Origin of the sequence: Corynebacterium aquatimens (genome assembly GCF_030408395.1) — a bacterium.
Lineage (GTDB): Bacteria > Actinomycetota > Actinomycetes > Mycobacteriales > Mycobacteriaceae > Corynebacterium > Corynebacterium aquatimens.
On the sequence record NZ_CP046980.1, the window covers coordinates 1,393,920 to 1,420,416 of the forward strand.

Annotated in this window: 21 protein-coding genes and 1 pseudogene; 9 read left to right on the forward strand and 13 right to left on the reverse strand. The window is 61.0% G+C overall.

Going from position 1 to position 26,497, the window contains the following annotated elements:
- Positions 1-95 precede the first annotated feature (95 nt).
- On the forward strand, positions 96-1,364 hold the full coding sequence (locus tag CAQUA_RS06320) for a dicarboxylate/amino acid:cation symporter (RefSeq protein ID WP_231375764.1): 1,269 nt from the start codon (positions 96-98) through the stop codon (positions 1,362-1,364).
- Positions 1,365-1,582: 218 nt separating this feature from the next.
- Here CAQUA_RS06320 and CAQUA_RS06325 read toward each other — a convergent pair whose 3' ends face one another.
- Positions 1,583-2,413: a cutinase family protein gene (locus CAQUA_RS06325; RefSeq protein ID WP_196824021.1), complete on the reverse strand. Its 831-nt coding sequence runs from the start codon at positions 2,411-2,413 to the stop codon at positions 1,583-1,585.
- Positions 2,414-2,615: 202 nt separating this feature from the next.
- Between CAQUA_RS06325 and CAQUA_RS06330 the strand changes: the two genes are divergently transcribed.
- The 6 genes from CAQUA_RS06330 (at position 2,616) to CAQUA_RS06355 (ending at position 8,213) form a co-directional block, all read left to right on the forward strand.
- Positions 2,616-3,458 carry a phytoene/squalene synthase family protein gene (locus CAQUA_RS06330; protein WP_196825549.1) on the forward strand — a complete coding sequence of 281 codons (843 nt, stop codon included), beginning with the start codon at positions 2,616-2,618 and terminating at the stop codon, positions 3,456-3,458.
- Entirely contained in the window at positions 3,455-5,020 is a 1,566-nt protein-coding gene (gene crtI / locus CAQUA_RS06335; protein ID WP_196824020.1) for a phytoene desaturase family protein, read from the forward strand. Before CAQUA_RS06330 ends, crtI begins: the two co-directional genes overlap by 4 nt.
- Before the next feature lie 44 nt (positions 5,021-5,064).
- A complete protein-coding gene (locus CAQUA_RS06340) occupies positions 5,065-5,433 on the forward strand; it encodes a hypothetical protein (RefSeq protein ID WP_196824019.1) in 369 nt (122 codons plus the stop codon).
- A 125-nt stretch (positions 5,434-5,558) separates the two neighbouring features.
- Positions 5,559-6,443 (forward strand): ABC transporter substrate-binding protein, encoded by an 885-nt coding sequence (locus CAQUA_RS06345; protein ID WP_196825548.1) that lies wholly within the window; start codon positions 5,559-5,561, stop codon positions 6,441-6,443.
- A gap of 3 nt (positions 6,444-6,446) precedes the next feature.
- Positions 6,447-7,424 carry an amino acid ABC transporter permease gene (locus CAQUA_RS06350; RefSeq protein WP_196824018.1) on the forward strand — a complete coding sequence of 326 codons (978 nt, stop codon included), beginning with the start codon at positions 6,447-6,449 and terminating at the stop codon, positions 7,422-7,424.
- A 3-nt stretch (positions 7,425-7,427) separates the two neighbouring features.
- Complete coding sequence (locus tag CAQUA_RS06355) at positions 7,428-8,213, forward strand: amino acid ABC transporter ATP-binding protein (RefSeq protein WP_269208570.1); 786 nt, start codon at positions 7,428-7,430, stop codon at positions 8,211-8,213.
- A gap of 961 nt (positions 8,214-9,174) precedes the next feature.
- On the opposite strand, the gene coaD is transcribed toward CAQUA_RS06355, so the two are convergent.
- The 6 genes and pseudogenes from coaD to CAQUA_RS06385 form a co-directional block, all read right to left on the reverse strand.
- Positions 9,175-9,660 (reverse strand): pantetheine-phosphate adenylyltransferase, encoded by a 486-nt coding sequence (coaD, locus tag CAQUA_RS06360; RefSeq protein ID WP_196824017.1) that lies wholly within the window; start codon positions 9,658-9,660, stop codon positions 9,175-9,177.
- Between the two features lie 136 nt (positions 9,661-9,796).
- Positions 9,797-10,360, reverse strand: a pseudogene (rsmD, locus tag CAQUA_RS06365) (16S rRNA (guanine(966)-N(2))-methyltransferase RsmD); the annotation flags it as partial.
- A 27-nt stretch (positions 10,361-10,387) separates the two neighbouring features.
- Positions 10,388-12,538, reverse strand: coding sequence for an ATP-dependent DNA helicase RecG (locus CAQUA_RS06370; RefSeq protein WP_196824015.1), 2,151 nt, complete (start codon positions 12,536-12,538; stop codon positions 10,388-10,390).
- A 15-nt stretch (positions 12,539-12,553) separates the two neighbouring features.
- Positions 12,554-14,203, reverse strand: a complete 1,650-nt coding sequence (locus CAQUA_RS06375; RefSeq protein ID WP_196824014.1) for a DAK2 domain-containing protein — start codon at positions 14,201-14,203, stop codon at positions 12,554-12,556.
- 11 nt (positions 14,204-14,214) lie between these two features.
- Positions 14,215-14,859 (reverse strand): uracil-DNA glycosylase, encoded by a 645-nt coding sequence (locus CAQUA_RS06380; RefSeq protein WP_196824013.1) that lies wholly within the window; start codon positions 14,857-14,859, stop codon positions 14,215-14,217.
- Positions 14,856-15,854, reverse strand: a complete 999-nt coding sequence (locus tag CAQUA_RS06385; RefSeq protein ID WP_196824012.1) for a thiamine-phosphate kinase — start codon at positions 15,852-15,854, stop codon at positions 14,856-14,858. The genes CAQUA_RS06380 and CAQUA_RS06385 overlap by 4 nt, the downstream gene beginning before the upstream one ends.
- Before the next feature lie 20 nt (positions 15,855-15,874).
- On the opposite strand from CAQUA_RS06385, the gene CAQUA_RS06390 reads away from it, so the two are divergent.
- On the forward strand, positions 15,875-16,903 hold the full coding sequence (locus CAQUA_RS06390; protein WP_196824011.1) for a DUF3515 domain-containing protein: 1,029 nt from the start codon (positions 15,875-15,877) through the stop codon (positions 16,901-16,903).
- A gap of 11 nt (positions 16,904-16,914) precedes the next feature.
- On the opposite strand, the gene CAQUA_RS06395 is transcribed toward CAQUA_RS06390, so the two are convergent.
- The gene (locus tag CAQUA_RS06395) at positions 16,915-17,940 is read right to left on the reverse strand and encodes a D-alanine--D-alanine ligase family protein (protein ID WP_196825546.1); all 1,026 of its coding nucleotides are present in this window, start codon (positions 17,938-17,940) and stop codon (positions 16,915-16,917) included.
- A gap of 49 nt (positions 17,941-17,989) precedes the next feature.
- Positions 17,990-18,991 carry an NAD(P)H-dependent glycerol-3-phosphate dehydrogenase gene (locus tag CAQUA_RS06400; RefSeq protein ID WP_196824010.1) on the reverse strand — a complete coding sequence of 334 codons (1,002 nt, stop codon included), beginning with the start codon at positions 18,989-18,991 and terminating at the stop codon, positions 17,990-17,992.
- 146 nt (positions 18,992-19,137) lie between these two features.
- Between CAQUA_RS06400 and CAQUA_RS06405 the strand changes: the two genes are divergently transcribed.
- Entirely contained in the window at positions 19,138-20,139 is a 1,002-nt protein-coding gene (locus CAQUA_RS06405; RefSeq protein ID WP_196824009.1) for an NUDIX hydrolase, read from the forward strand.
- Between the two features lie 116 nt (positions 20,140-20,255).
- Here the strand turns inward: CAQUA_RS06405 and leuD are convergent, their stop codons facing one another.
- The 4 genes from leuD to CAQUA_RS06425 all read right to left on the reverse strand — a co-directional run bounded on the left by leuD (position 20,256) and on the right by CAQUA_RS06425 (position 26,283).
- Positions 20,256-20,843 (reverse strand): 3-isopropylmalate dehydratase small subunit, encoded by a 588-nt coding sequence (leuD, locus tag CAQUA_RS06410; protein WP_196824008.1) that lies wholly within the window; start codon positions 20,841-20,843, stop codon positions 20,256-20,258.
- Between the two features lie 28 nt (positions 20,844-20,871).
- A complete protein-coding gene (leuC, locus tag CAQUA_RS06415) occupies positions 20,872-22,302 on the reverse strand; it encodes a 3-isopropylmalate dehydratase large subunit (protein ID WP_196824007.1) in 1,431 nt (476 codons plus the stop codon).
- 88 nt (positions 22,303-22,390) lie between these two features.
- The gene (locus tag CAQUA_RS06420) at positions 22,391-25,273 is read right to left on the reverse strand and encodes an FAD/NAD(P)-binding protein (protein ID WP_290177997.1); all 2,883 of its coding nucleotides are present in this window, start codon (positions 25,271-25,273) and stop codon (positions 22,391-22,393) included.
- On the reverse strand, positions 25,270-26,283 hold the full coding sequence (locus tag CAQUA_RS06425) for a pyridoxal-phosphate dependent enzyme (RefSeq protein WP_196825544.1): 1,014 nt from the start codon (positions 26,281-26,283) through the stop codon (positions 25,270-25,272). The genes CAQUA_RS06420 and CAQUA_RS06425 overlap by 4 nt, the downstream gene beginning before the upstream one ends.
- Between the last annotated feature and the right edge of the window lie 214 nt (positions 26,284-26,497).

Here is a 26,497-nt window from a genome sequence, read left to right on the forward strand (position 1 = left end):
GTGTTTCTGGGGATGTGGATGCTCGGGATGTGGATGCTGAGGACGTGAATGAGTCTCAGGAATCTTCGCGCGCGCATTCGTGGATTCCGGGGTGGATGTCCAACTTTGGTGTTCAGATCATCACTGGTTTGATCGTCGGGCTGATCCTTGGGTTTGTTGCTCGCAACATGGACGCTGGGGTGCCCGGGGATGAAGTTGGCTGGTTGTCCACTACCCTCGCGTGGATTGGTGATACTTACGTCGCGCTTTTGAAGCTGCTTATTCCGCCGCTGATCTTCACGGCGGTGGTGACGTCGATTGCGAACCTGCGGAAGGTGTCTAACGCGGCGCGTTTGGCGGGTCAGACGATTCTGTGGTTCATGATCACGGCGTTCTTCTCCGTCATCGTGGGCATCATCGTCGCGCTGGTCGTTCGCCCGGGCATCGGAACCACAGTCGACGCCGCTACTGCCGCCGAGCCGGAGAAGACCGGGTCGTGGCTGGGCTTCCTGGACTCCGTTGTGCCCAGCAACATTCTGGGCCTTGGGGCGTCGGCAAGCGATGGCGATGTGTCGCTGAAGTTCAACGTCTTGCAGATCCTGGTGATCTCACTGCTGTTCGGCATCGCCGCGGTGAAAGCGGGTAAATCCTCAGAGCCCTTCATCAAGGTTTCAGAGTCGTTGTTGAGCGTCATCCAGGTGGTTTTGTGGTGGATCATCCGTCTTGCACCGATTGGTTCAGCCGCGCTGATTGGTACCGCCGTTGCCACATACGGCTGGGATGCGCTGGGATCTTTGGGCAAGTTCGTGTTTGCCATCTACCTCGGCTTGGCCGTGGTTCTCTTCGCCCTGTACCCGCTGGTGCTGGCGTATGCGCGCGTTCCCGTTCTTGGCTTCTTCAAGAAGGTCTGGCCGGTCACGTCGCTGGGCTTCCTCACCCGCTCATCAATGGGCATGCTGCCTGTGAACCAGCGCACGGCGGAAGAAGAGATGGGTGTTCCGCGCGAGTACGCGGCATTCGCCATGCCGCTCGCGGCGACGACGAAGATGGATGGATGCGCGTCGATCTACCCAGCTATCGCGGCGATCTTCGTTGCGCAGTTCTATAACCTGCCGTTGAGCTGGTCCGATTACCTGCTTATCATCGTGGTTTCCGTACTTGGTTCCGCAGCGACCGCGGGAACCACCGGCGCCACCGTGATGCTCACCTTGACGCTGTCCACGCTGGGACTCCCGCTGGCTGGCGTTGGTCTTCTGCTAGCCGTCGATCCCATCATCGACATGGGTCGCACTGCCGTGAACGTTACGGGTCAGAACCTTGTCGCTACCATCGTCGCGTCGCGGGAGGGCATTTTGGATAACCGGAAGTGGAAGCAGCTCGCGTGACGTCACCAACCCTGGTCTGATTCCGCGATGACCTGCGGGTAGAAGACAACGCTGCGCTGTCGTGGGCGGCTGCGCGCGGCACGCACCGTCATCCCAGGCATCGCCCGCGAAATTGAGGTGGGCGCAGTCACATGGAACAGGCGCTACCACCTCCCCTACCGGGACGTTGACGCTGCGATCAAGCGCACGCTTATCGACGAGTTAGAGGGGGAGGAAGCTTATCGACGGGAGCGATCAACGATCCACTGGGATGCCTGGTTGTAAGAGTCCGGGCCGTACTTGCCGTGGTTTCCGAAGCCGAACAGGAACGTAAGAATGACGGGAACGCCGGTGGCCGCAAGGATCTCCATCACAGGCAACTGACCGCGGAAGACGGCTACGCGAAGCATCGGGTCGACGCCACTGCGAAGTTCCTCAGGCAGCGCACAGATCGGGTCGTCTACGCGGCAAATATCAAGAACGCGGGAGCCGACCTTGCCGTAGCCGCCCGGCAGGGCCTCCAATGCACCCTTGTGGACCTCGTACGCGCCGCCGCCAAAAGCACCACCGTTGTCACCCAGGCGCGGGTTGGAAATCAGTGCGGCGGAGCTGAAACGCTGCGCCGGGATCGGACCACGGCCGTACGCGATGTCGTTGATGATCTTCGCGCCAATGCCAGCGCCTTCAGAGAAGCCCGTGATGCTGAAGTTTGCCTCAGGGCACTGGTGCGCGAGGCGGGAGATCGTCCGATTCGTTTCGTCATAACCCGAGCGCTCAGAATCGGTATACGACAAAACCGCAAACGGCACAGCCGCGTATGCGATACGGACAGTCTTGATAGTGCCGCCGGAACGGGCACGGACACCCGTGGAGACGTGGTAGACCTTGTCACCGACTGGGGCTTCGGAGGGAAGCCCCGGAAGTGTGTTTCCACCGCCAGGGATAGCAATCAGGTACTCGCTTGCGCAGCCGGAGCGCTGACCAAACGAACGCGGCTGAGCGTCAGCGTGAGCCACGCCCATGAATGTCATAGCGATTGTTAGAGCTGCGGCAGCAAACTTCTTCCACATAGGCACACTTTCCACTCCAAAGACACGAACACGTAGAAGGATATGGCAGTTGTTGACGCCTTGCCTAATTAGACTCACATTAAGTTATCGGGATCACGTCTATACGCGTGAGGCTCACGTCTGATGTGTGCGCCTTACCCCACCGCGTAGCATGTGACGCGTGAACACCGTTGACCGGAATGAGCTGCGCCGCTACGACGCCATGAGCGAAAGCGCAGCCGCGGCGGTGATCAACGAATACTCCACTAGCTTCTCTTTGGCCACGGCGCTTCTGCCCAAGGGGGTGCGGCGAGACATCCGCAACGTGTATGCAGTGGTGCGCATTGCCGATGAGGTCGTTGACGGTACATCCGATGCAGCCGGTGTAGATAACGTTGAGGATGTACTAAACAACTACGAGGCGGCCATTGTGGCGGCTCCTGAATCACGGTTTCACACTGATCCGATCATCCACGCCTACGCCACAACAGCGCGGCGGTGCAAGCTCGAGCGTGAACACATCCAGGCTTTCTTCGCCTCCATGCGCCGCGACTTGGACCCCACTGACCACGACGAGCACTCCTTCGACTGCTACGTCTACGGCTCCGCTGAAGTCATTGGATTGATGTGCCTCAACGTGTTCTTTGCGGGTGAAGTGGTGCCGAACAGCGACCGTTCGACATTAGAGGCCGGGGCGCGGGCGCTTGGGGCCGCGTTTCAGAAGGTCAATTTTCTGCGTGATCTTGGGGACGACCACTCGCGCCTGGGACGGCGGTATTTCCCACAGCTGAATCACCGGGACCTCAACGATGAAATGAAAGCAGAGATCGTGTCGGATATTCGCCGCGACCTGCGCGTGGCGCGTACGGCGATGCCGCTTCTCCCCCGACGAGTGCGGGTTGGCGTCGTCGCCGCAGCTGCCCTTTTCGAAGAACTCACGGACATGATTGAATCCACCCCCGCGCACACACTTGCCTCAACCCGCATCCGGGTCCCCGCCCATAGAAAAGCAGCGATCACCGCGCGCTCGCTTGTCGACGCGGCGAGAATGGAGCAGCACCCATGATTTCTTCAGCCATCGTGATCGGCGCGGGTGTTGCTGGCCTGGCCACCGCCGCACTACTAGGCAAGGAAGGGTATTCGGTCACCGTTGTGGACCGGCTAGACACTGTCGGTGGCCGAGCGGGTGAACTGGTCGTTGACGGTTTTCGCTTCGATACCGGCCCGTCGTGGTACCTCATGCCCGGTGCTTTCGATCACTTCTTCGCTCTCCTTGGCAAACGCACCGACGACGTTTTAGACCTGGTCCCGCTCAATCCCGGCTACCGTTTGTTCCCGGAAGACGAAGAACCGCTCGACGTGCCGTCGACACGCGAGGAAGCGATCGCTCTTTTTGAATCGATCGAGCCGGGCGCGGGTGCGCAACTGAGGGAGTACCTCAAAAGCGCAGAGGATACCTACGAGATCGCCGTGGAAAAGTTCCTCTACACCACGTTCAGCTCGTACCTCCCGTTTTTCAGTGCGGACGTGCGGGCACGGTACCAGAAACTCGCTGAATTCTTGGTGCGGCCGTTAGACGCTTTCGTCGATAAGCGATTTTGCGACGTGCGGTTGAAGCAAATGCTGACGTACCCCGCGGTGTTCCTTTCGTCTCACCCCTCGCGAACGCCGTCGATGTACCACTTGATGAGCCACACGGATCTTTCGCTCGGCGTGAAGTACCCGCAGGGCGGATTCGCCGCGGTCGTGGACGCGATTGCGCAGTGCGCGCGCGAGGAAGGAGCGACACTACAGCTGGGCTGCGACGTTACCGCGATACGCACGGACCCACGCACACGCTTAGCGACGGGGGTTTCCGTGCGAACCGCCGACGGCGAGGTGGTAGACCTCGATGCTGACGTGGTGGTTTCCACGGCCGACTTGAAGTTCACGGAAACGCGCCTGCTGCCCCCGGATGCTCGCACCTACGATGAGAAATATTTCGCCTCGCGCGATCCGGGCATTGGAACGGTGCTGGTGATGCTTGGTGTGGAGGGAACGCTCCCGCAATTGGATCACCACAACCTGCTGTTCAGCCGCGACTGGGGTCCTGACTTCGACGCCGTCTTCGATGGGCCGATTGCGGCGCGACCGACGGGGGCCTCGCGCTCTGTGTACGTGTCTAAACCCTCCGCGACCGATCCTTCGACGGCGCCTTGTGGCAACGAGAACCTCTTCATCCTTGTGCCAACGCCGGCCGCGATCGACTTAGGCCACGGCGATGCATACCGTGAGGCCGCCTCGCCAGCAGTGGATGCGATCGCGGACGCCGCAATTGAGCAGATCGCGCAGTGGTGCGACATCCCGGATCTTCCGCAGCGCATCGTAGTTCGGAAGACATTGGGGCCTGCTGATTTTGCTGGGCGCTACAACGCCTGGTCCGGGGGATCGATTGGGCCAGCCCATACCTTGAAGCAATCGGCGTTTTTCCGTGGGCGCAACCAATCCAAAAAACTATCGAACCTCTACTACGCGGGGGCAACCACTCTGCCCGGCGTGGGTGTGCCCATGTGTTTAATTTCCGCGGAGAACGTGGTGAAACGCCTCCGCGGCGACCGTTCACCCGGGCCACTAGCGGAGCCCATATAAGCGAACACTTTTTATAACAGAACGGAAACGGTACACTTCAGCGCATGCGTACAAAGATCATTGCCGTTGCCACCGCCGCCGCTGTCACCTTCAGCGCCGTTCCCGCAATCACCCCGGCCGCGCTGGCTGCGGAGCCAGCAAACCAAACCTCGTCCAGCGAACAGGTCAAGAACGGCCTGGATAGGGCGTTCAGTAAAGAAGCATGGACGCCCAAAGAGGAAGGCGCCAAGGGTTTCTTCGAGTGGGCTTTTGAGCCGTACAAGCTGATCTTCAACCCCGACAACGATCGGGGCAGGGTTGAGCAAAGCGCCGAGGGTTCCTCGCGCAACGTGATCAATTACATTGTCATCGCCGCAATCATCACTGTCGTTGGCCAGATCATCCAGCTGGCTATGGCTGCGTTCCGCGGTTAATGCGACGTAGGCCACGGCCGCGAGTCGCGCTAATTTAAAATTTTCACGCGGGAGCATTGTATGCTTTGTCCATGCACAAACCTTTCGCAGCGACCAGAAAGGTAAAGGCACAGCTCCTCGCGCCGATGACGGCAGTGATTTCTGCCGTCGTCTCAGCAGCGATGCTTTCTGGTTGCGTTACTAACGTCGAGGGTGGCACTCCCGACGGCTGGGAGCCAGTCACCCCAGAAGCCGTCCCGGAAATCGCCGCCATGGTGCCCGAAGATATTCGGGCCAGCGGAAAACTCAGCATCGGCACCAACCCGCCGTTTGCACCTTTTGAGTTCAAAGACTCCCAGGGGCACATCATCGGCATGGAGATGGATTTGGGTCGCGCCGTGGCATCCGTCATGGGCTTGGAGTTTTCCCCGCAAGACATGGACTTTTCCCTGATCTTGCCCGCCGTTCAAGCCGGCACCCTGGATGCGGGTATCTCTGGCTTTACAGATACGGAAGAACGCCGCCAGAACTTTGACTTTGTCAACTACCTCTACGCCGGCGTGCAATGGGCGCAACAGCCCGGCAACAACGTGGACCCCGATAACGCGTGCGGCTTGACCGTCGCGGTGCAGAAAACCACGTACTCCGAAACAGATGACGTGCGGCCGAAGAATGAAGAGTGCATCGCCGCCGGCAAAGAACCCATCACGATCTTGTCCTACGACACGTCCGACAACGCCGCGCTGGCTGCACTCGTTGGCCGCGCGGATGCGGTGAGCGCTGACTCCCCCGTCGCGGCATGGGCCGTAGAGAAATCCGATGGACAGCTTGAGCTGATCGGCGACATGTTTGATTCCGCTCCGTTTGGTTTCGCCGTGCCGAAGGACTCCACGCTCGGCCCCGCGATGGCAGCGGCCATGCAGCACCTCATCGAGACAGGAAAGTACGCCGAAATTCTGGCGCAGTGGAACGTGAAAACCGGCCTGGTTGACCAAGGCCTGATTAATGAAGAACCCGTGGGAGGAAAGTAGATCATGGGGAGTAAGAAAATCTCGACCGGGAGCACCACCCAGAAGTCGACTCCGCCCGAGCGCATTGAGGCCAAGCCCCTGCGCCACCCCGGCCGCTGGATCCTAGCCGCGGTCCTGCTCGCGCTTTTCGCATGGTTCATCGTGGATGCAGCCGGCCGCGAAGCCTACGGTTGGGGTACCTACCGCCAATACCTGTTTGACACCCGCATCATCACGGCAGCGGGCCACACGCTCGCGCTGACGCTGCTCGCGATGGTTATCGGTGTGGTTCTGGGCGTCATCCTCGCGGTTATGCGGATGAGCCCGAACCCCGTGTTCAAGGCGATCGCCTGGGTCTACCTGTGGATCTTCCGCGGCACCCCGGTGTACGTCCAGTTAGTGTTCTGGGGCCTGATCGGCGCGATCTACCAGTCCATCAACCTTGGATTCACAGAAATTTCGCTCGAAGCCGTCACGTCCTCTGCATTCGCACTGGCCGTTATCGGCCTAGGCCTCAACGAGGCCGGCTACATGGCGGAAATCGTCCGCTCCGGCATCAACTCCGTTCCGGAAGGACAGATCGAGGCCTCCAAGGCACTCGGCATGGGCTGGGGGCTCACCATGCGCCGCACCGTGCTTCCGCAGGCCATGCGCATCATCATCCCGCCCACCGGTAACGAATTCATCTCCCTTTTGAAGACCTCCTCCCTGGTCGTCGCCGTTCCGTACTCACTCGAGCTCTACGGCCGCTCCATGGACATCGCCGCAGCACTCTTCGAGCCAGTCCCAATGCTGCTTGTCGCCGCCACCTGGTACCTGATTGTCACCTCCCTGCTCATGGTCGGCCAGTACTACTTGGAGCGCTACTTCGACCGCGGCGTCACCCGCGAACTCACCGCCCGCCAGCTCGCCGCGCTCACAGACGCCGAAGGCGACATCCCTCACAACGTCACCGTCATCGAGGACCCGCGTGCTCCCCGCGGTCCAAGGAAAGGACGCTAAACCATGACCACTCCTAGCGATTCCGCACACCGCCCCATGATTCTGGCCGATAACGTCTGGAAGTCTTTCGGATCTCTCGACGTTCTCAAGGGCATCGACCTTGAGGTCGCCCGCGGTGAAGTCACCTGCCTCATCGGCCCATCCGGTTCCGGTAAGTCCACGTTCCTGCGCTGCGTGAACCACCTTGAGCGCATCACCGCTGGCCGCCTCTACGTCGACGGCGAGCTCATCGGCTACCGCGAAAAAGACGGCGTCCTCCACGAAATCTCAGAGAAAGACGCAGCCAAGCAACGCCAGGACATCGGCATGGTCTTCCAGTCCTTCAACCTCTTCGGCCACCGCACCGCGCTGGAAAACGTCATCGAAGCCCCCATCAGGGTCAAAGGCATCAAGCCGGACGTAGCCAAAGAACGCGCCATGGAACTCCTTGACCAAGTCGGTCTCGCCCACAAGGCGGAGGCCTACCCGGTGCAGCTTTCCGGTGGCCAGCAGCAGCGCGTCGCCATCGCGCGTGCTGTCGCAATGGATCCAAAGCTCATGCTTTTCGACGAACCAACCTCCGCCCTTGACCCCGAACTAGTCGGTGAGGTACTCCGCGTCATGCGCGATCTCGCCGACCAAGGCATGACCATGCTCGTTGTCACCCACGAAATGGCTTTCGCCCGCGAAGTCGCCGACAAAGTCGCATTCATGTCCGACGGCGCGATCGTGGAGTACGGCACCCCCGACGAAGTCTTAGGTAACCCGCAAGAGCAGCGAACCAAGGACTTCCTGAGCTCGATCTTCTAAGCCACCCAGCCACCCGGCGACCAGGCCACTCGGCCTCCAGGCCGCCCTGCCCGCGGGGCGGGTTTTGACCCCCCGCTCCCGGCACCGCATCGCCCCGAGCAAAGTTGGCCGGGAAGCTCCAAAACTGCCGAAAAAACGCAATTTTCGGCCTTCAGGGGCAACTTTACTTCCAGGCAGTATACTTCGATGACCCGTGCCCAATCCGGGACCCGTTACCGATCCTGGTCGCGCTCAACCCTCACCGGCGGCATTCCCCTAACACCCCGCGGGGCAGGCTTTGACCCCCTCCCGCTCCCGGCACCGCATCGCCCCGAGCAAAGTTGGCCGGGAAGCTCCAAAACTGCCGAAAAAACCCAATTTTCGGCCTTCAGGGACAACTTTACTTCCAGGCAGTATACTTCGATGACCCGTGCCCAATCCGGGACCCGTTACCGATCCTGGTCGCGCTCAACCCTCACCGGCGGCATTCCCCTAACACCCCGCGGGGCAGGCTTTGACCCCCTCCCGCTCCCGGCACCGCATCGCCCCGAGCAAAGTTGGCCGGGAAGCTCCAAAACTGCCGAAAAAACGCAATTTTCGGCCTTCAGGGGCAACTTTACTTCCAGGCAGTATACTTCGATGACCCGTGCCCAAGCCGGGACCCGTTACCGATCCTGGTCGCGCTCAACCCTCACCGGCGGCATTCCCCTAACACCCCGCGGGGCAGGTTTTGACCCCCCGCTCCCGGCACCGCATCGCCCCGAGCAAAGTTGGCCGGGAAGCTCCAAAACTGCCGAAAAAACGCAATTTTCGGCCTTCAGGGGCAACTTTACTTCCAGGCAGTATACTTCGATGACCCGTGCCCAAGCCGGGACGCGTTCAACCTTCACCGAGGGGCTCTACCGGCGCGTTCAATGTTAGAGGGCTAGAGTTCGGGGGCTAGATGTTTGGGGCTGCGTGCGGGGATACGCGCTCTGAAGGTTTAAGCGTCTTCGGCGAAGCGCTGTTTCATTGCGCTGAGCACCGAATCGGGCACGAGACCCTGGACGTCACCGCCGTACTTCACCACTTCTTTAAGCAGTGAGGACGATACGTAGCCGTACTTCTCATCGGTCATGAGGAAGAACGTGTCCACCCCGGACAGGCGGCGGTTCATCTGCGCCATCGGCAGCTCATAGTCGTAGTCCAGGGAGGAGCGCAGGCCCTTCACCAGTGCCGTGATGTTGTGCTCCGTGGTGTAGTCAACCAGCAACCCGTTCCACGTGTCCACGGTCAGGTTCTCTATATCGCCGGTGCATTCGCGGATCAGGTCCATGCGTTCTGCCACAGTGAACAAGCCGGTTCGCTTGTTTGGGTTGCCGGTCACTAGAACAACCACCTCATCGAAGTTGCGCGCAGCGCGCTTGAAAATATCCAGGTGACCGTTGGTGATCGGGTCAAACGATCCAGGGCACACTGCCTTAGTCATGTGGGTTCTCCCCTTCTAGGGTTTGTTGTTCAGTGTTGGATTTGGTGTTGGATTTGGTGTCGGATTTGGTGTCGGATTTGGTGTTGGGTTCAGTGTTGGATTTGGTGTCGGATTCAGAGGCGTGCGCGGTGTTTTCATCTGCGCTGTAGGTCGCCATGTCCATTCGTGCGATGCCGTAGGTGCGTTTTTTGAGCTTCTGTCCGGTCGGTGTGAATTGAGGGGGCCAGGCTGTTTCTGGGCTTTCGCGGTGGCGCTCCACAACCACAGCTGCTCCGTCGACAAGCGTGGGAATGAGTGCGTTGAGCATCTCCACGACTGACTCGTCCGCGAGCTCATACGGTGGGTCTGCAAGCACCATCGTGAAGTACTCGCGCGGGGCACGGGCCAGGTAGAGCGACGCCTTGGTGTGCTCAATCTGCACGTTGGGGTGGCCGACAACCTGCGCGTTGTGGGTGATGATCTCAATGGCCTTGGGGTCGTTTTCCACTAAGACGACTTCCTCGGCGCCGCGCGAAGCGGCCTCGAGGCCCAAGGCGCCGGAACCGGCGAACAGATCAAGCACGCGTTGACCTGCAAACCCAAACCGAACTTGCAGTGAGGAAAACAGGCCTTCACGAGCACGGTCTGAAGTTGGGCGGGTGCCTTCTGGCGGCACTTTGATCTTGCGGCCGCGTGCCTCTCCCGAAATGATCCGGTTCATGGGGATCTACTTTAGCCCGCGTGACGCCTAGGTTTTATTGAGGTATTCAAAATCCTCATACGTTAAGTAGGAGATCACGGCGCGGGCGCGCTCCGGGTCGCGCGCGACGATGGCTTCCGCGTCGTGGTAGGCGCGTGTAATCAACTCCACATCATCGGAGACATTCAAAAGCTTCAATTGGCTCGTGTGGCCGGATTGACTTGTGCCTAAGACGTTGCCCTCCCTGCGCAGCCGCAAGTCCAATTCAGCTAGCGCAAACCCGTCAGTGGTTTTCTCCACCTCGTAAATGCGGTTGAACGTGGGCGTGTTCCGCTCTGCCATCGTGTGGAAGAAACACATGGACTGGTTACCGCCACGGCCGATTCGACCGCGCAGCTGGTGCAATTGGGACAAGCCAAAGTGTTCAGATTCCCGCACCATCATGACCGTAGCGTTAGGTACATCCACGCCGACTTCAATGACCGTGGTGGAAACGAGAACGTCAATCAGCCCGTCCGCGAACGCCGTCATGACCGCGTCCTTGTCTTCGCTGTTCATGCGGCCGTGGAGGATCTCTACGGCGAGGTCGGGGAAGATTTCTTCCGCGAGCTTCGCCCCAACGGCCATGACTCCCCCGTCGCCTTCGATGCGGGGGCAGACAACGTACGCCTGATGGCCTTTAGCCACCTCATCGCGGATCACCTGCCAGGCACGCTCCACCCAGTTTTCAAAGAAGTCAGGCACAATATGGCTCTTGATCGGCTTTCGGCCACCGGGAAGTTCCTTCAAGGTGGAGACTTCAAGGTCACCGAACACGGTGATGGCTACCGTGCGTGGGATCGGCGTTGCCGTCATGACCAAAAGGTGCGGGGTGGAATAGTTCCCCTTCTGGCGCAAACGCTCGCGTTGCTCAACGCCGAAACGGTGCTGCTCATCCACAACCATGAGACCCAAGTTGAAGAACTCCACACTGTCTTGAATCAGAGCATGTGTGCCGACGACAATCTGGGCGTCATTGGTCATGATGTCCAGCAACGCTTTTTGCTTCTGCGCTGCGGGTAGTGAACCGGTCAGTGCTACAACGTTGATGTTGATGCCGGCACGGTCCAAAATGTCTTGGAGTGAACGGGCGTGCTGCTGCACCAGCACTTCTGTCGGTGCCAGAAGCGCAGCCTGCGCCCCGCCGTCGATAGCTTGAAGCATCGCGATGAGCGCCACGATGGTTTTACCTGAACCCACCTCGCCTTGGAGGAGCCGGCTCATCGGGTGATCTTTTGCTAAGTCGCGCTCAATATCGTCCAACACGGCTTGTTGACCTTGAGTCAACGGGAACGGTAAAGCGTTCAGCAGTGCTTCCCGGTAGCCGTCGTGCGTGGCCGGATACTGTTCCGCGACTTGGGTGAGCGCCTCCGCTCGTCGTAAAGCCATGAAAAGCGCCATCGACAGCGCCTCGTTGTACTTCAACCTGTCAATTGCTGGCTGGGGACCTTCCGTACTCGGCTGGTGAACTTCACGCACTGCGCGGTCAAAGCTAATGAACCCCTCGGGTGTCTCACCAAACGGCTCCAGCAAGCGCGGAAGCGTGTTCAGCACGGTGTCCACCGCCCCGTACACCATCCATGAAGACGCCTTGCTTGTCCCGCGGTAAACTGCCAACCACTCTTTGCCAGCCAGGATTTCCTCGGGCTCGCCAAAATGGCTGAGCTGACGCAACGATCCCGTCGCGTTCTTGGAACTACCCTTGGACTTCGTGCCTTTTCCTGTCGCGGGTTTCTCGGTGATACCCGCGGAATCCAAGATGACAAAGCTGGGGTGGGTCAGGCTTGGGCGTTTATTGAATTCTTTAATCTTGCCGGTGAACATAGCGCGTACACCGGGTTTGAGTACGTGCTCTGCGTACTTCGAATTGAAAAACGTGAGTGGGTACGTGGTGTGGCCGTCGGTCACGTCGACTTTGAGCATCCTCTTGCCGGTGGACGTGTACTGCACGTTGCTTGTCCGCACGGTTCCGATGACGCTGAGCTCATCGCCGTCTTCTAAGTTCTCAATATCATTGGCGGAGCCATAGTGGAGATACCTCCGCGGGAAATGCTCCAGGAGTTCTTCCGCAGTGGTGATTTTTAAGTGGCGCGCAATAGCCGCTGCCTGCTTGACCGGGATCAGCAGGTTCAGCGGTGTTGGATAGCTCAGGCCAAGCATTAAGCGCTCCGGGATCTATTCCACACCGATAAAGCCAACGTGGCGCAGCCCATCGGCCGGATAGACAACAACGTCCGCGCTGGTGTCGGCCCGGATGATCTCTGGGTCGATGTCATAGGCGTCTTCCGGGTCGACCAGCAAGGTGATCAACTCGCCGTTGCGCTGTTCCATTAGCGCGCGGCAGCCTTCGTACACTGCGGCGGGGACAGTGGGCCCCATCGCGATTCGTTCGCCCTCCAAGGTGACCACGATGTCGGGATCGACGACATGGTCACGGTGAGGAGCCATCGTTGGTGTTGAGTCCAACTCAGCAACCACCATCTCCTCAGCAGCTTCCCTCATGGACGCAACCGCCGCGGCCAGTGGCTCATCAGGATCATGCACAGCGATTGCGGCAATACCGTTGATCAACCCGACATCAGAAAGGATCTCCACCTGCGGAGCCTCGCTATCCGCATTATCGGTGCTTGTCGCAGAGCTGTCTGTGGTACCACAGACTGCGCTGATGACGGTCGCGCGAATTTCGTCGAGTTCGTCCGCGTTCAACTCGTTGCTGGGCAAGACGATGACTTCGCGGGGCTGGTGCATTCGCGCGGCCCGCGCCACGTCGTCGGCAAGCAGTGGCCCTGGGGGCACGCAGACGGCACCGGCTTGCTCAAAAAGCTCCGCCACAGATCCCGGCGGTGTCACGGCAATGACGAGCCGTTGGACACTTTCCCGCGGTTCCTCAGCGATCACCGGGGGCAAGACCTCAATCCGGAGATTGGAAAGTGCGCCAAGACCCATGGCGGTTTCAATCACGCGGCCAGCATCGAGGGAATGAATATGAACCGTCGCTTCGGTGTCCGTTGCGCGCGCGATGACGAGGCTCTCCCCCAGGGGTGCGAACTGGGTTTCTAGTTCGTCCACATCCCCCGTGATGTAGAACATCACCTCAAGCCAGTGCGCAGAACCGTGGGTATGCGCGTTCCCCTGTTCCTCGTGCGGCACGTTTTCATCGTGGCTGGCTTCGCGGGAGGACGCTTCGGCGCCCGTGATCACTTCATTGAGGGCACGGAGCAACAAGACCAACCCCATCCCGCCGGCATCCACCACGCCTGCTTCGCGCAGCTCCGCGAGTTGGGACGGGGTTTTCTCCAGAGCATCCGACGCGGCATCAAGCGCGATTCTCGCAAGCTCTTCCAACGAGGCCGCGTGTGTGTCCGCATCGTGATCGGAAACAGCCACCGCCGCCGCCCGCAGAACAGAGATAATCGTGCCTTCGACCGGAACGGCGATCGCGCGCTCCACAAACGTCACAGAGGTGCGTAGTGCCCGTACGAACGTTTCCCCGTCGATGTCCCCGGTCATCGCTTCCTGTGCGAGACCCCGCAACACCTGTGATAACACCACGCCGGAATTACCGCGGGCGCCTTTGATGCTGCCCACCGACAGTGCGTTCGCCACATCATCCGCGCGCGCGGATGAGGTATCAAGGCCACGCTGATCAGCCTCACGCACAGCCGCGGCCATGGTGTGCGCCATGTTGGATCCGGTATCGGAGTCGGGTACGGGAAAGACGTTGAGGTTGTTTATTTCCACGCGGTGCTGATCCAATAATGCGGCTGCGCGCCGCGCCCACGACAGCAGGGCTGGTCCGTCAAGCTGCGTTCGTGGGGTGGTCATGGTTGAACACCTTACAGTGACCAGTCGACTCCGTCTGCGCCTTGTTGTTCCAAAGCTGCATTAGCGCGGGAAAACGGGCGCGAGCCAAAGAAACCGCGGCTGGCAGACAACGGCGATGGGTGGGCGGACATGATCAGCGGGGTATCACCGAAAAACGGTGCGGTGGATTGCGCGTCGCGGCCCCACAAAATCCCCACCAGCGGCGTACCACGCGCAACAAGCGCCCTAATCGCGGCCTCAGTCACTTCCTCCCAGCCTTTGCCACGATGGGACGCCGGTTTGCCCGGGGCCACGGTGAGCACCCTGTTCAACAGCAGGATTCCTTGGGATGCCCAGTTGCTCAAGTCGCCGTCGCTACGCGGGGCAATTCCCAGATCATCCTGAAGCTCTTTGTAGATGTTGACCAAGCTCCGCGGCGGGGCAACACCGGGCTGCGTCGAAAAGCTCAAGCCCATGGGGTGGCCCGGCGTGGGGTACGGATCTTGACCCACGATGACCACCTTGACCTCATCAAAGGGATCATGGAACGCACGCAAGATGTCGTTTCCCCGCGGCAGAAACGCGGGTTGCGCACGCAAGAAATCACCCATTTCATGCACACGCTTTTCGACGACCGAAAGCGGCTCTTGCCACGACGGATGCACCGGTAAGCTCATGCGAACGACTCCCAACCTTGGCGGAAAGCCGGTGGCTGGCCGTCGACGGTGACAACACCGGCGCGCTCCCCATTTGATTTGTGGTCCTTGGAATCTTTTGCCACTTGTCCAATGACGCGGAACCCAACGGGTGCTTCCCCGTGGATGGTTCCCATCAACGTGTGGTCCTCCCCACCTTCTAACACCCATTTCCACGGATCGATGCCTACCAGTTCACCGGCGGCAAGAAGCAGCTCATCCGGGGCGATGGCCTCTTTATCCAAGTCGATGTTGACCCGGGACCGTTCCGCGAGCGTGCTGATGTCCACGATGAGTCCATCGGAATTATCCGTCATCGAACTAGCACCGGCTGAGCGGGCCACCACCCCGCTTCCCGGACGAATCGTGGGCGTCTGGAACCCCTCGATGAGTGGGGCGAACTCATCCGGTAGCTCAAGCCCCGATTCCAAAAGCGCGAGGCCTGCCGCAGAGTAACCAATCGCCCCGTGAGCGATGACCTGCTGCCCGGCGCGGGCACCGTCGAGCGTGAGCGGAGGCCGGTTGCCGCCGAGTGACCCAATCGCCGTGATCGAGATAACCAGGTTCTGTCCCGCCGTGACGTCGCCGCCGACCAGCTCCGCCGCATAACCGTCAATCTCTTCCGCTATTCCGCCTGCAAACTCGGTGAGTACGTCCACGGGCAGATCCATCGGTGCGGACAGCGACAGCAGCACAGCGATCGGGCGTGCCCCCATTGCCTCTACGTCAGCGAAGTTCTGCGTCACTGCGCGCCGACCCAGCAGCCGCGGGGTCGTCAGATCGCGGCGGAAGTGCCGTCCCTCCACCAGCATGTCGGTGGTGGCCACCACCCGTGAGTTCGGCGAGGCCGGGTACAAAACCGCAGCATCATCACCGTTGACTGCGCTCGGCGCGGCGTGGGTGATGCGTCGGATGACTTCCTTTTCCCCGAGCTCACGCAGCGTCGGACCTTGCGTGGGAAAACCGGTGTTGGGCATGGCCACTAGACTAATGCCCCATGAGCACGGCTACCGACGACAGCCCAGGATCACACAACGATGACGCGCTGACCACGCCCGCCGCGGGCGCCACGGCTGCAAGCGGAATTGGCACGCGCGCCGTGGCACTCATGATCGCGTTATCTCTCCTTTTAGTGATCGGTGTCTTGGTCGGCGCCAAGATCCTCACCAACCGCATCCAGGATCAACCCGTCTCACTCGCTGAACTGCCGGCGCCGCTCGCTGACTCGCCGGAGTGCATGGAAGTGGTGGAACGCGCCCCGGAGAAACTCGGCGGCTTTGACAGGGCGCGGATCGCCGAACCCGTACCTGCTGGTGCAGCCGCGTGGAGAACGTCTTCTGGTCAACGGGCAATCACTCTGCGATGCGGTGTAGACATGCCGCTGCAGTACACAACTCTTTCGGACGTTGAAACGCACGGCGACACACAGTGGATCCGCATCACGGAGGGTTCAGACGCCAGCGCCCTGACCACCTGGTTCACCGTGAACCGTTCCCCTATCGTCGCTGTGACCGCCGAAGCCGACACCGGTGATTCCGCCGCATCCCCGGTTGCTGAGCTGGATCTATCCTTCCTCCCGGAATCTGCGGCAGAACCGCGCGGCATTCCCCTTAATGCTGTGGAAGACGAACCCGGTCAGCGTGATGCCTGCCGCGCGTTTCTTGCATCCATGCCGGCGTCCTTGGACGGCGGATACAAGCGCGTTGACTCCCCCGTCGCGGGTGCGCTCCACCCCGAGACCACTGCCGCATGGACCCGCCCTGGCCACAACCCCGTTGTTGTCCGCTGCGGGGTTGCAACGCCGAAGTCCTACGCACCTGGAGCCCAGCTCACACAGATCAATAACGTGGCCTGGTTCGAAGACAACGCTGCGTCAGATATGCCGGGGTCCACGGTCCTTTACGCCCTGCGCGAAGAGACCGATTCGCCGGCCCAAAGGCCTGTCATCGCGGTGTCCTGGCCCAGCGACGCGGGCAACGGAGGACTCACCACAATCAGCGACGCCCTGGCAAAACAGCAGAACTAGATCACTGGCATCTAGCGGCGGGTCATGGAAAGCGCTGTGTCAATCAGCGTTTCCAGGATCTGGCCGTAGGTCATGCCGCCCGCGATGAACATTTGCGGGTACTGGGAGATCGGGGTGAAGCCCGGCATGGTGTTGGGCTCATTGAGTACGGGGCCGGATTCGGTAATGAAGAAGTCCACGCGGGCGAGCCCGCGGCATTCCAACGCACGGAATGTGAGCTTCGCTAAGCGCTCGACCTCGCGGGTGGTTGCTTCGTCATACCCCGCCGGGATGGTAGACGTCACCACGTTATCCAAGTACTTGGTCTCAAAACCGTAGAAACCCTCGGCGGAATCAGTGGTTCCGTTGAGCTTGGCTATAGGCGAGGTAATCAGCTCGCCGCCGGGGAGTTCCATCACGCCGATCTCGACCTCATCGCCAACCAGACCCGCTTCCACCACGGCCTTGGTGTCGCTTTCAAACGCTTTAGCAATCGCAGCGTCAAACTCGTCCCAAGAATCCACCTTGGACACACCAATCGATGAGCCACCACGGGCCGGTTTCACAAAGACGGGAAGGCCAAGGTGGGCCTTTTCTTCGTCGTTAAGCGTGCGCTCTTCTTTGAAGATGACCTCACGCGTGATGGGAACGCCGGCGAGCGACGCGAGCTTTTTCGTGTATTCCTTGTCCATGCAGGCGGCGGAGGCGAATTGGCCGGAGCCCACGTACGGGATGCCGGAGAGTTCGAAGAGGCCTTGGATCGTGCCGTCTTCGCCGAAAGGGCCGTGGAGGATGGGGAAGACCACATCCGCGACGGCGAGCACCTCACCGGTGGCGACGTCCGTGATCTCACCGCGGCTTTGCGGATTGACGCTGAGCGCGACCTCGCGACCTTCGGGGACCTCTGGCAGCTCCGCGTCGCCTTTAGGGTCTACGACTCCCTCGACCCACGTGCCCGCGCGGGTGATGCCGATGGGGATGACCTCGAATTTTTCAGCTGGGAGCTCCCCCATGATCGCTGAGGCGGAGATGCACGAGATCGAGTGTTCCGTGGACATCCCGCCGTAAATGACGGCTACGCGCTTTCTACTCACGCAGAAAAGATTACTATTCCGCCTTCTTCTTCCGCCCCATCAACGCGACCACCATGTCATCCACGCTCATCCCCTGGTGACACACCGCGAAAACCGCCTGCGTCAGCGGCATGTCCACCCCGGAAATCTGGGCGAGCTCAAAGATGCTTTTCGACGACACGACTCCCTCCGCGACCTGCCCATGCGTGGCTTCCTTCGCCTCTTCAAGGGTGTGCCCGCGGCCCAGGCGCTCACCGAACGTGCGGTTACGGGACAGCTCCGAACTGCACGTGGCCACCAAGTCCCCCAGTCCGGCGAGACCCGCGAAGGTCTTTTGATCAGCCCCGAGCTTCACGCCTAGGCGGGTGATTTCGGCGAGACCGCGCGTGATCAACGTAGCCCGAGTGTTCTCCCCGAGCCCTTGACCGAACGCCATTCCGCACGCGAGTGCAACGACGTTCTTGCAGGCCCCGCCGATTTCGCAGCCAAGGACATCCACGTTGGTGTACGGGCGCATGTAGTGCGTCGCCGCCGCGTGCTGCACATCAGTCGCGCGCTCCATGTCCGAGCACGCGATGACGGTGGCCGCCGGTTGTTCCAGCGCGACCTCACGGGCGAGGTTGGGTCCGCTTAACACCGCAATGCGGTTCTCCGGCACGCCGGATACTTCCGCAATGACCTCGGACATCCGCTTGTACGTGCCTTGTTCGATGCCTTTGGAAATGCTCACGACCGTAGAGTCTTCGCCGAAGTACTGAGCCCAACGGCCAACGTTGTCCCGCATCGTCTGGCTAGGGACCGCGGGGATAATGATGTCCGCACCCGCCAATGCTTCCTGCGCCGAGTCCGTCGTAGCGATCGCGTGCGGCAACTCGATCCCCGGGAGATAGTCCGGGTTCTCATGGGTTTCAGCGATCGTGTCGGCCAGCTCCTTCCGCCGCGCCCACAACGCGACCTGATTACCGGCGTCCGCAAACACCTTGGCCAGCGCCGTGCCCCACGATCCCGCACCCATCACCGCGACCTTTGCACTCATGCCTGGCATTCCTTCCCGTCCGTGTACTCGAGTCGGGGTTCTAAGCCCCTTCAAAGTGTGCCCAGTGTAAAACACCTTCGCCGTTCTGCAGGCGACACCGGCACAAAAAGTAGGTGTTCGACTCAAAACTGCGACACAATGAGGGCATGGCTAAACTCCACGAGACCGACAAGGACGTCCAGGGCGAAATGTTCCTCACCGGGCGCCACCAAGCAATCCCGCGCCACCCGGATAAGGAATTCGATTCCACAACCCTGGCCGCCGGCATTGTTCTGTGGCGCGGCGACCTTGCGGACGTGGACAATCTTGAGGTGGCCTGCATCCACCGCCCGCACTACGACGACTGGTCATTGGCCAAAGGCAAAGTCGATCCGGGCGAGTCCCTGGTCTGCACCGCCGTGCGTGAAATCAAGGAAGAAACTGGCTACGACGCACGCCTGGGCAAACTCTTGGGCAAAACCGTCTACCCCGTCGGCGACACCACGAAGGTGGTCTACTACTGGACCGGCGAAGTCACCGCCGGCGAGTTCACACCGAACGATGAAGTCGATGAGATCCGCTGGCTGAAACTCACCAACGCCAAAGAGATCATGTCCTACGACCTCGACCGCCAAGTGCTGGAGAAAGCCGAAAAGCGCTTCCGCCTCCCAGCCACCTCACGCATCCTCTACGTCCGCCACGCCCGCGCCCACGAACGCTCAAAGTGGCACGGCGACGACAACAAGCGCCCCCTGGACAAGAAGGGCCGCCGCCAAGCAGAGATGCTCGTTCCCATGCTGGCCCCGTTCCACCCCGATCGGCTCTACTCCGCCGAGCCCGACCGCTGCCAAAGCACCATCGCACCGCTTGCCGACGAACTGAACATGCCCATCACCGTCGACGAACGCTTCGGGGACAAAGCCTGGGAAAACAACATGGTCAGCGCCCAAAAAGCCTTCACCGAAGTCATCGAAGCCGGCGGTGTCAGCGTGATCATCGGCCAAGGCGGGGTCATCCCCGGCATCATCGCCTGGCTCTCCGCCAACGGGCGCCTCCCCATCGCCGATGAGGACATCGTTTCCAAAAAGGGCTCCGTCTGGGTCCTGTCTTTCAACAACGGTGAACTCACCGGCGCTGACTACATGCCCTCCGCGCTCCCCGTTCGCTAGTCACTCGATGCAGTATACTTCGATGAAATGGGCTCAATCCCTCAAGCCCGTGACCTGCGCAAATAGAATTGGCCCGCCCGCGATTTTCATCGAAGTATACCGCGTCCTCTGGGGGACTAGATGCGCGGCTTCCAGGACTGCCGGTTGGCTTCGAAGTTGTCGATGACGTCTTCGTCGCGGAGAGTGAGTCCGATGTCGTCGAGGCCCTCCATGAGCCGCCAGCGGGTGTAGTCGTCGATGTCGAAGGTGTAGACGCTGTCGCCGACGGTGACGGTGCGGTCCTCCAAGCTGACGGTGACCTCCATGCCTGGGTTGTTTTCCAGGGTCTTCCAGATCAGTTCGATGTCGGATTCGGTCATGATGCCCGCGAGCAGGCCAGCTTTAGATGTATTGCCTTTGAAGATATCGGCGAAGCGGGGGCAGAACACGGCCTTGAAACCGTAGTCCATAAGCGCCCAGACAGCGTGCTCGCGCGAGGAACCGGTACCGAAGTCCGGGCCAGCGAAAAGAACAGAGCCGTTTTTAAACGCTTCCTGGTTTAAAACGAAGTCTTCCTCGTTCGCGCGCCAGTTGGAAAACAGGCCGTCCTCAAAGCCGGTACGGGTCACGCGCTTGAGGTAGACGGCAGGAATGATCTGGTCAGTGTCCACGTTGGAACGGGTCAGCGGCACGCCGACGCCGGTGTGGGTCGTGAACTTCTCCATGAGTTTCTCCTAGTGGTCGTGCGGCGGATTAGAGGTCAGCGGGGCTAGCCAGGTGGCCAGTGATCGCGGTGGCTGCTGCCACGAGCGGAGACACCAGGTGCGTGCGGCCACCCGGGCCTTGGCGGCCTTCGAAGTTGCGGTTGGAGGTAGATGCGGACCGCTCGCCGCGACCCAGCTGGTCCGGGTTCATGCCCAGGCACATGGAGCAACCAGCAGTGCGCCAGTCAGCACCAAAGTCGCGGAAGATCTGGTCCAGACCTTCCTCTTCGGCCTGCTGCTTGACCAGCGCCGAGGACGGCACGACCATCATGCGTGTATCCGGCGCAATCTTCTTGCCCTTGAGAATCTCCGCGGCGGCGCGCAGGTCTTCGATGCGGGCGTTGGTGCACGATCCCAGGAACACGGTGTCGATCTTGATGTCACGCAGCGGGGTTCCAGGCTCAAGCGCCATGTACTTCAAAGCTTTCTCCGCAGCGGCCTTCTCCGTATCGTTGGTGAAGGACTCCGGGTCCGGCACGGACTCGGACAACGGCAAGCCTTGTCCCGGGTTAGTACCCCAGGTGACAAACGGCGTCAGCGCGGAACCGTCGATTTCCACAACGCTGTCAAACTTCGCGCCCGGATCCGTCGGCAGGGTCTTCCAGTACGCCACGGCCTCATCCCAGTCCGCACCCTTCGGCGCAAACTCGCGGCCCTTAACGTATTCAAAGGTCTTCTCATCCGGCGCCACCATGCCGGCACGTGCGCCACCCTCAATGGACATGTTGCACATGGTCATGCGGGCTTCCATGGACAACTTCTCAATAGCGCTGCCGCGGTACTCCATGATGTGGCCCTGGCCGCCGTTGGTGCCAATCTTCGCGATGATCGCCAGAATCAGATCCTTCGACGTCACGCCCGGCTGTAGCTCGCCGGAGACCTCAATCGCCATCGTCTTAAACGGCTTGAGCGGCAGCGTCTGCGTGGCCATAACGTGTTCCACTTCGGAGGTACCAATACCCATACCAATGGAACCGAAGGCGCCGTGGGTGGACGTGTGCGAGTCACCACACACGATCGTCATGCCCGGCTGCGTGATACCCAACTGCGGGCCCACGGTGTGCACAATGCCCTGCTGCAAATCGCCCATAGAGTGCAGGCGAATTCCGAACTCTTCGCAGTTCTTGCGCAGCGTGGAGACCTGAGTCCGCGACGTCAGCTCTTCAATTTCCAGCAGGTTGCCGGACTTGATTCCAACGGTGGGAACGTTGTGATCCTCCGTCGCCAAGTGTTGCTCTGGGTGGCGAATCTTACGCCCAGCAAGGCGCAGACCATCGAACGCCTGCGGCGACGTCACCTCATGGAGGAGCTGAAAGTCAATGTAGATCAGGTCCGGGTCTCCATTTTCGCCCTTCTTCACTACGTGGTCACGCCACACCTTTTCCGCCAGGGTTAAAGGCTGGTCTGTGTGCTCCGCCATTGCTCACCTTTCCAACATGATCAATTTGTCGCGCATGGGACGCATCGCGTCCGCACTGCAGAAATTATACAAAGCGGCCCGCGCACCTTTACAAACGATCGATCGCGTCAAGCTCACCCGGGGGCCACACCACGTTCTTCGCCAGCGGAATCTGGTGCGACGCACTTTCCAAAATGTGCATGAAATACCCAGCCGCATTCGGGATCGCGATGATATCCCCCGGCGCCACCCCCTGCGGAAAACGAATACGGCGCCGCAAGATCAGCTCGTCTTCAATGCAGTACGCGCCGACAAGGAAGGCTTCAACCTCGTCCGAACGAGGTTCGACGTCCGGACGGGGGATCAGGATCGGGTCCACCAGGTAGTCATCGGAAGTGGTACGGCACTGAGTCCGGTTCATCGCCAGGCCAACGAGTGGCAGCCCGTCGCTGCGAGTTTTCACAAATTCGACGCGCGCCAGAATCACACCGCAACCGTCAAGCAGGCTCCGACCCGGCTCAAGATGCAGCCGCAGGCCGCGGGCGCGCAGGTCTTCTGCGACACCACCGCTGAGCACATCCTTCAGCCACGGCCCACGCGTAGGCCGCTGATAAAACGGGTAGGTGTTATTTAACGGATCAGACTTCCACGTGAACGGATCGGCGTAACCATACAGAAACGCGTCCCGCGCGTCGTGATAATCACGCCACTGCTCCTCATCGTCGAGGTAGCTCATCGGCACACCCCCACCTACATCGATGAACTTTGGGATGTGGCCGCTGGACCGAAGGTCGTCGATAAGCACCATGCATTCGCGCAGCGCGGCCGAGCGATCCGCTGCCGCATATCCATGGAGGTGGACGTGAACGCCGCGCACGCTTATCGACGGATCCGTCTCACGCAGCGTCGATCGCCACTGGTCGGAGCGTTCCCCGAAGCGAGTCGGGGGCATCGTGGCGGGATCGGGGGCGAGACGCGGAGCGATCAGGGCGACTCGGTCTGCCTCGCGGGCGAGCGCCACGACGCGGTGGTACTCAGTGGCATTGTCCACGGAAATGACCACGCCGTTGTCGATGGCGAGGCGCAGCAACGCGTCGGTTTTCACCGCCGCCGAGACGATAATCCGCTCCCCCGGCACGCCGCGGCCAAGCACCTGCGACAGCTCGTTGAAGCTGGCCACATCCACGCCGTGGGCAGCATCGCGCACGGTGTCGACGAAGACTAGGCCTTTGTTGGCCTTCCGGGCGAAGAAAACTTTGACCTCAACTCCGCAGTCGGCACCGGCGGTGACGAGTTCATCGACGTTGGCCAGCATCGGCCCCGGGTTGAGTACATTGATGGGGCTGGAAAACTCGGTGAGAAGCCGATCGCATTCTAAGTAGTCGGCAACCAGCTGGTCCACCCACGGTTCCGTGCGTGCTGTCAGCGGCGGAATCCCGTGCGCTGGTTGTGTGTCCGCCGCGGGGGTTCCCTGCGCCGCGCGGGCGGCAACCCGGCGCGCCCAGCGCGGAATCTCATCGTGCTGGGTGCGGTTGAGCGTGTCGAGGCCTAAGACAACACCCTCGGTGGCGCGTCCCACCGCAGCGATGTGCCGCTGCCCGGCCAGAGTGCCGTCGCGCTCGATGCGCAGCGCGCGTGTCGACGGATCGGTGACGCCAATCCCCGCGTCCACGAGCGCATGGACGAGCGTTCCCGGGATTACTCCTGGCGGGGCGATGACGCCATCAATGACGACTGTGGCACCGACGTTGTGTGCTGCTGCGAGAAGATCTTCGTCACTTCCGCCGCGCCCGAGCAGGTCGGGGCGAATGACACCGGCATCGATGCGGGACAGCAGGTCCGCCGCTGGTTCGACGAACGGACCGAATGCAACTCGCTCCATCCGCCTTGTGAACACGGCGAATTCATCTTCCGGGCCCGCACCTGCCAGGCTGTCGCGCCCGCCAAAGGACGCGCGCTCGATCAGCGCCGGGTACGCCTTGCGGAACGCCAAACCCACAGCCTGTCCCGCAGTGAGCGGTCCGCGCCCGGTAGCACCTGCAACGGAGGCTCGGAGATCCTCCACTGGGTCGCCTTTATCGGTGCCGGCAAGGACGCTTCGGACCGCAGCAGTGCTCGTGGCTGTGCTCGCGACTGTGCTCGCTGCAGTGCTCGCAGCGCCTTGCCCGGCGGACTCGGCCGCCCGCGCCAGGATGCCCACCGCGAAGGTCTCGATCGCCGCGATCACCTGTGTAAGGTCGCTGGCGTTCCTGATCGCATCCATAGCGACGTCCAGCAGATCCTCTATCTCCACGCCCGGGTCCGCTTTGACCTCCATGAACCGCCCCGACCGGCTCACGGGGTAGATCGCGGCGGCGTCGATCACCCGCGCAATATCAATGAAGGTGAGCGCTGCGCCCCGAACTACCACGACATCGTCGCTGGTAACGGTGCGCAGATCCTTTACGGTTGCCGGGGCGATTAGGCGCGGAGTATTCCTTTCACCGGCGCTTGGAAGTGAACCGAAAACACCGGAGTGCGCTAGCGACCCCGGCCAGTCGTGGGCGTGGCCGGTGGCGAGGAGGATTTCGTCGAAAAGCATGCTCTCATCAGCGACTGAAACCTGCCACCTGTCACCGTCCGGCGCGACACTGGCGACAGTGCCGACGACCCACTCAAACGTGCACCGCCGCGGGGTGTGATCGATGAGTGCGCGCCACGATTCGACGAGGAAACGACCGACCTCCGTACGCGGGGCGGGGTGGGGTGCATCGGTCCATTCGGCAAACGAGCCGCATCGCGTGGTGATCGCGTCGTGTGGGACGTTGACCAGCCACTGCTGCGGTTGCTTCAACGCATAGGGGCCCGTCGCGCCTAAAATACCGTCGTTGAAAACGGTCAGGTCGATGCTCAGGCTGCGCTGACGCGCGAGTTCGAAGAGCTCTTCAGCCGCCCACAACGCCCGCGGTCCGCCCCCGATGATTCCTACTTTCAGCGTCTGCGAGTCAGTCACGGCGCGTTCTCCTCCACCCAATCATCGTCATAGATCGTATCCAGGTACGCGCGGCCGTCATCGTGGAAGATCGCCACGATGTCTACTGGGTCTACTGGGTCTACTGGGTCCGCGCCGCGCTCGGGCTGCCCCGCGAGATCATCTAACAACGCCGCCACGGCACTCGCCACCGCGCCGCCTGAGGCACCCGGCAAGAAGCCTGTGGCCGCGGCCATGTTTCGCGCCGCAGTGATACAGTCCCGGGCGCCCACGCGAACCACGCGGTCCGGCGTAACCTCACGCGACAGATCCGGCACGACGCCCGCACCAAAGCCGGGCAGAATCCGGTCGGCGCGCGCACCGTTGAACAGCACGGAACCCTCCGCGTCCACGGCTATCACCTTGGTGTCCAACCCGTTTTCCGCGATGGAACGCAGGCAGCCGCCCACCGTCCCCGTGGTACTCACCGCAACCAGCAGGTAATCGGGCGCGTGGCCAAGCGTATCCACGATCTCCTTCATCGTGCCCTGGCTATGCGCCGTGAACGCCGCCCGGTTGGAATATTGATCGAGGTTGATTGCCCCCAACTCATCGATGAGTTCGGCGACCTTCTTCCGCCGTGCTGCCAGCCAGTCCCCTGTCTCCGGGTCTGGCTGCGTGACCGGATGGATCGTCGCACCCAACGCCTTGATGTGCGCCAACGTCGTGGTATTCGTTCGCTGGTCCACGACGCAGTGAAAATCCCAACCGCCGATCGCAGCCTCACGAGCAAGCGCCACACCCAGGTTGCCTGAGCTGGACTCCACGACCGTTGCACCGGGCCCAAGGATTCCCTGATCAACCGCCGCCTGCACCAGCGCACGGGCTGTGCGATCCTTGGCGCTGCCACCCGGATTGAAGGATTCCAACTTGCCCCACACGCGAACGCCGGGATCGCTGTGGCCATTTTGGAAAGCATCATCAATGCGGATGAGTGGCGTAGCACCGACAGTATCGAGCAGGCCAGGCCCCTCGATGCAATTTTCACACATGCCGTCCAGCTTATGCGAAGTCCCGCCATCACCGGTGCCACCGTCTTCTTCGTCCCCGCCACCACCGCAAATGCTCGTCCCACCCACCGCAAATGCTCGTTCCAGGCCGTCCCAACCGCAAATGCTCGTTTCAGACCGCCCCGTATTGCTACAACAACACGTACAACGAGCATTTGCGCCATTTACCTACTCGCACAACGAGCATTTAAAGACG

Bases quoted from the DNA above. Each gene is read 5' to 3' on its own strand.
- CAQUA_RS06320 (WP_231375764.1), top strand. From the start codon at position 96: ATGTCCAACTTTGGTGTTCAGATCATCACTGGTTTGATCGTCGGGCTG.
- CAQUA_RS06325 (WP_196824021.1), bottom strand. From the start codon at position 2,413: ATGTGGAAGAAGTTTGCTGCCGCAGCTCTAACAATCGCTATGACATTC.
- CAQUA_RS06330 (WP_196825549.1), top strand. From the start codon at position 2,616: ATGAGCGAAAGCGCAGCCGCGGCGGTGATCAACGAATACTCCACTAGC.
- crtI (WP_196824020.1), top strand. From the start codon at position 3,455: ATGATTTCTTCAGCCATCGTGATCGGCGCGGGTGTTGCTGGCCTGGCC.
- CAQUA_RS06340 (WP_196824019.1), top strand. From the start codon at position 5,065: ATGCGTACAAAGATCATTGCCGTTGCCACCGCCGCCGCTGTCACCTTC.
- CAQUA_RS06345 (WP_196825548.1), top strand. From the start codon at position 5,559: ATGACGGCAGTGATTTCTGCCGTCGTCTCAGCAGCGATGCTTTCTGGT.
- CAQUA_RS06350 (WP_196824018.1), top strand. From the start codon at position 6,447: ATGGGGAGTAAGAAAATCTCGACCGGGAGCACCACCCAGAAGTCGACT.
- CAQUA_RS06355 (WP_269208570.1), top strand. From the start codon at position 7,428: ATGACCACTCCTAGCGATTCCGCACACCGCCCCATGATTCTGGCCGAT.
- coaD (WP_196824017.1), bottom strand. From the start codon at position 9,660: ATGACTAAGGCAGTGTGCCCTGGATCGTTTGACCCGATCACCAACGGT.
- CAQUA_RS06370 (WP_196824015.1), bottom strand. From the start codon at position 12,538: ATGCTTGGCCTGAGCTATCCAACACCGCTGAACCTGCTGATCCCGGTC.
- CAQUA_RS06375 (WP_196824014.1), bottom strand. From the start codon at position 14,203: ATGACCACCCCACGAACGCAGCTTGACGGACCAGCCCTGCTGTCGTGG.
- CAQUA_RS06380 (WP_196824013.1), bottom strand. From the start codon at position 14,859: ATGAGCTTACCGGTGCATCCGTCGTGGCAAGAGCCGCTTTCGGTCGTC.
- CAQUA_RS06385 (WP_196824012.1), bottom strand. From the start codon at position 15,854: ATGCCCAACACCGGTTTTCCCACGCAAGGTCCGACGCTGCGTGAGCTC.
- CAQUA_RS06390 (WP_196824011.1), top strand. From the start codon at position 15,875: ATGAGCACGGCTACCGACGACAGCCCAGGATCACACAACGATGACGCG.
- CAQUA_RS06395 (WP_196825546.1), bottom strand. From the start codon at position 17,940: ATGTCCACGGAACACTCGATCTCGTGCATCTCCGCCTCAGCGATCATG.
- CAQUA_RS06400 (WP_196824010.1), bottom strand. From the start codon at position 18,991: ATGAGTGCAAAGGTCGCGGTGATGGGTGCGGGATCGTGGGGCACGGCG.
- CAQUA_RS06405 (WP_196824009.1), top strand. From the start codon at position 19,138: ATGGCTAAACTCCACGAGACCGACAAGGACGTCCAGGGCGAAATGTTC.
- leuD (WP_196824008.1), bottom strand. From the start codon at position 20,843: ATGGAGAAGTTCACGACCCACACCGGCGTCGGCGTGCCGCTGACCCGT.
- leuC (WP_196824007.1), bottom strand. From the start codon at position 22,302: ATGGCGGAGCACACAGACCAGCCTTTAACCCTGGCGGAAAAGGTGTGG.
- CAQUA_RS06425 (WP_196825544.1), bottom strand. From the start codon at position 26,283: ATGTGTGAAAATTGCATCGAGGGGCCTGGCCTGCTCGATACTGTCGGT.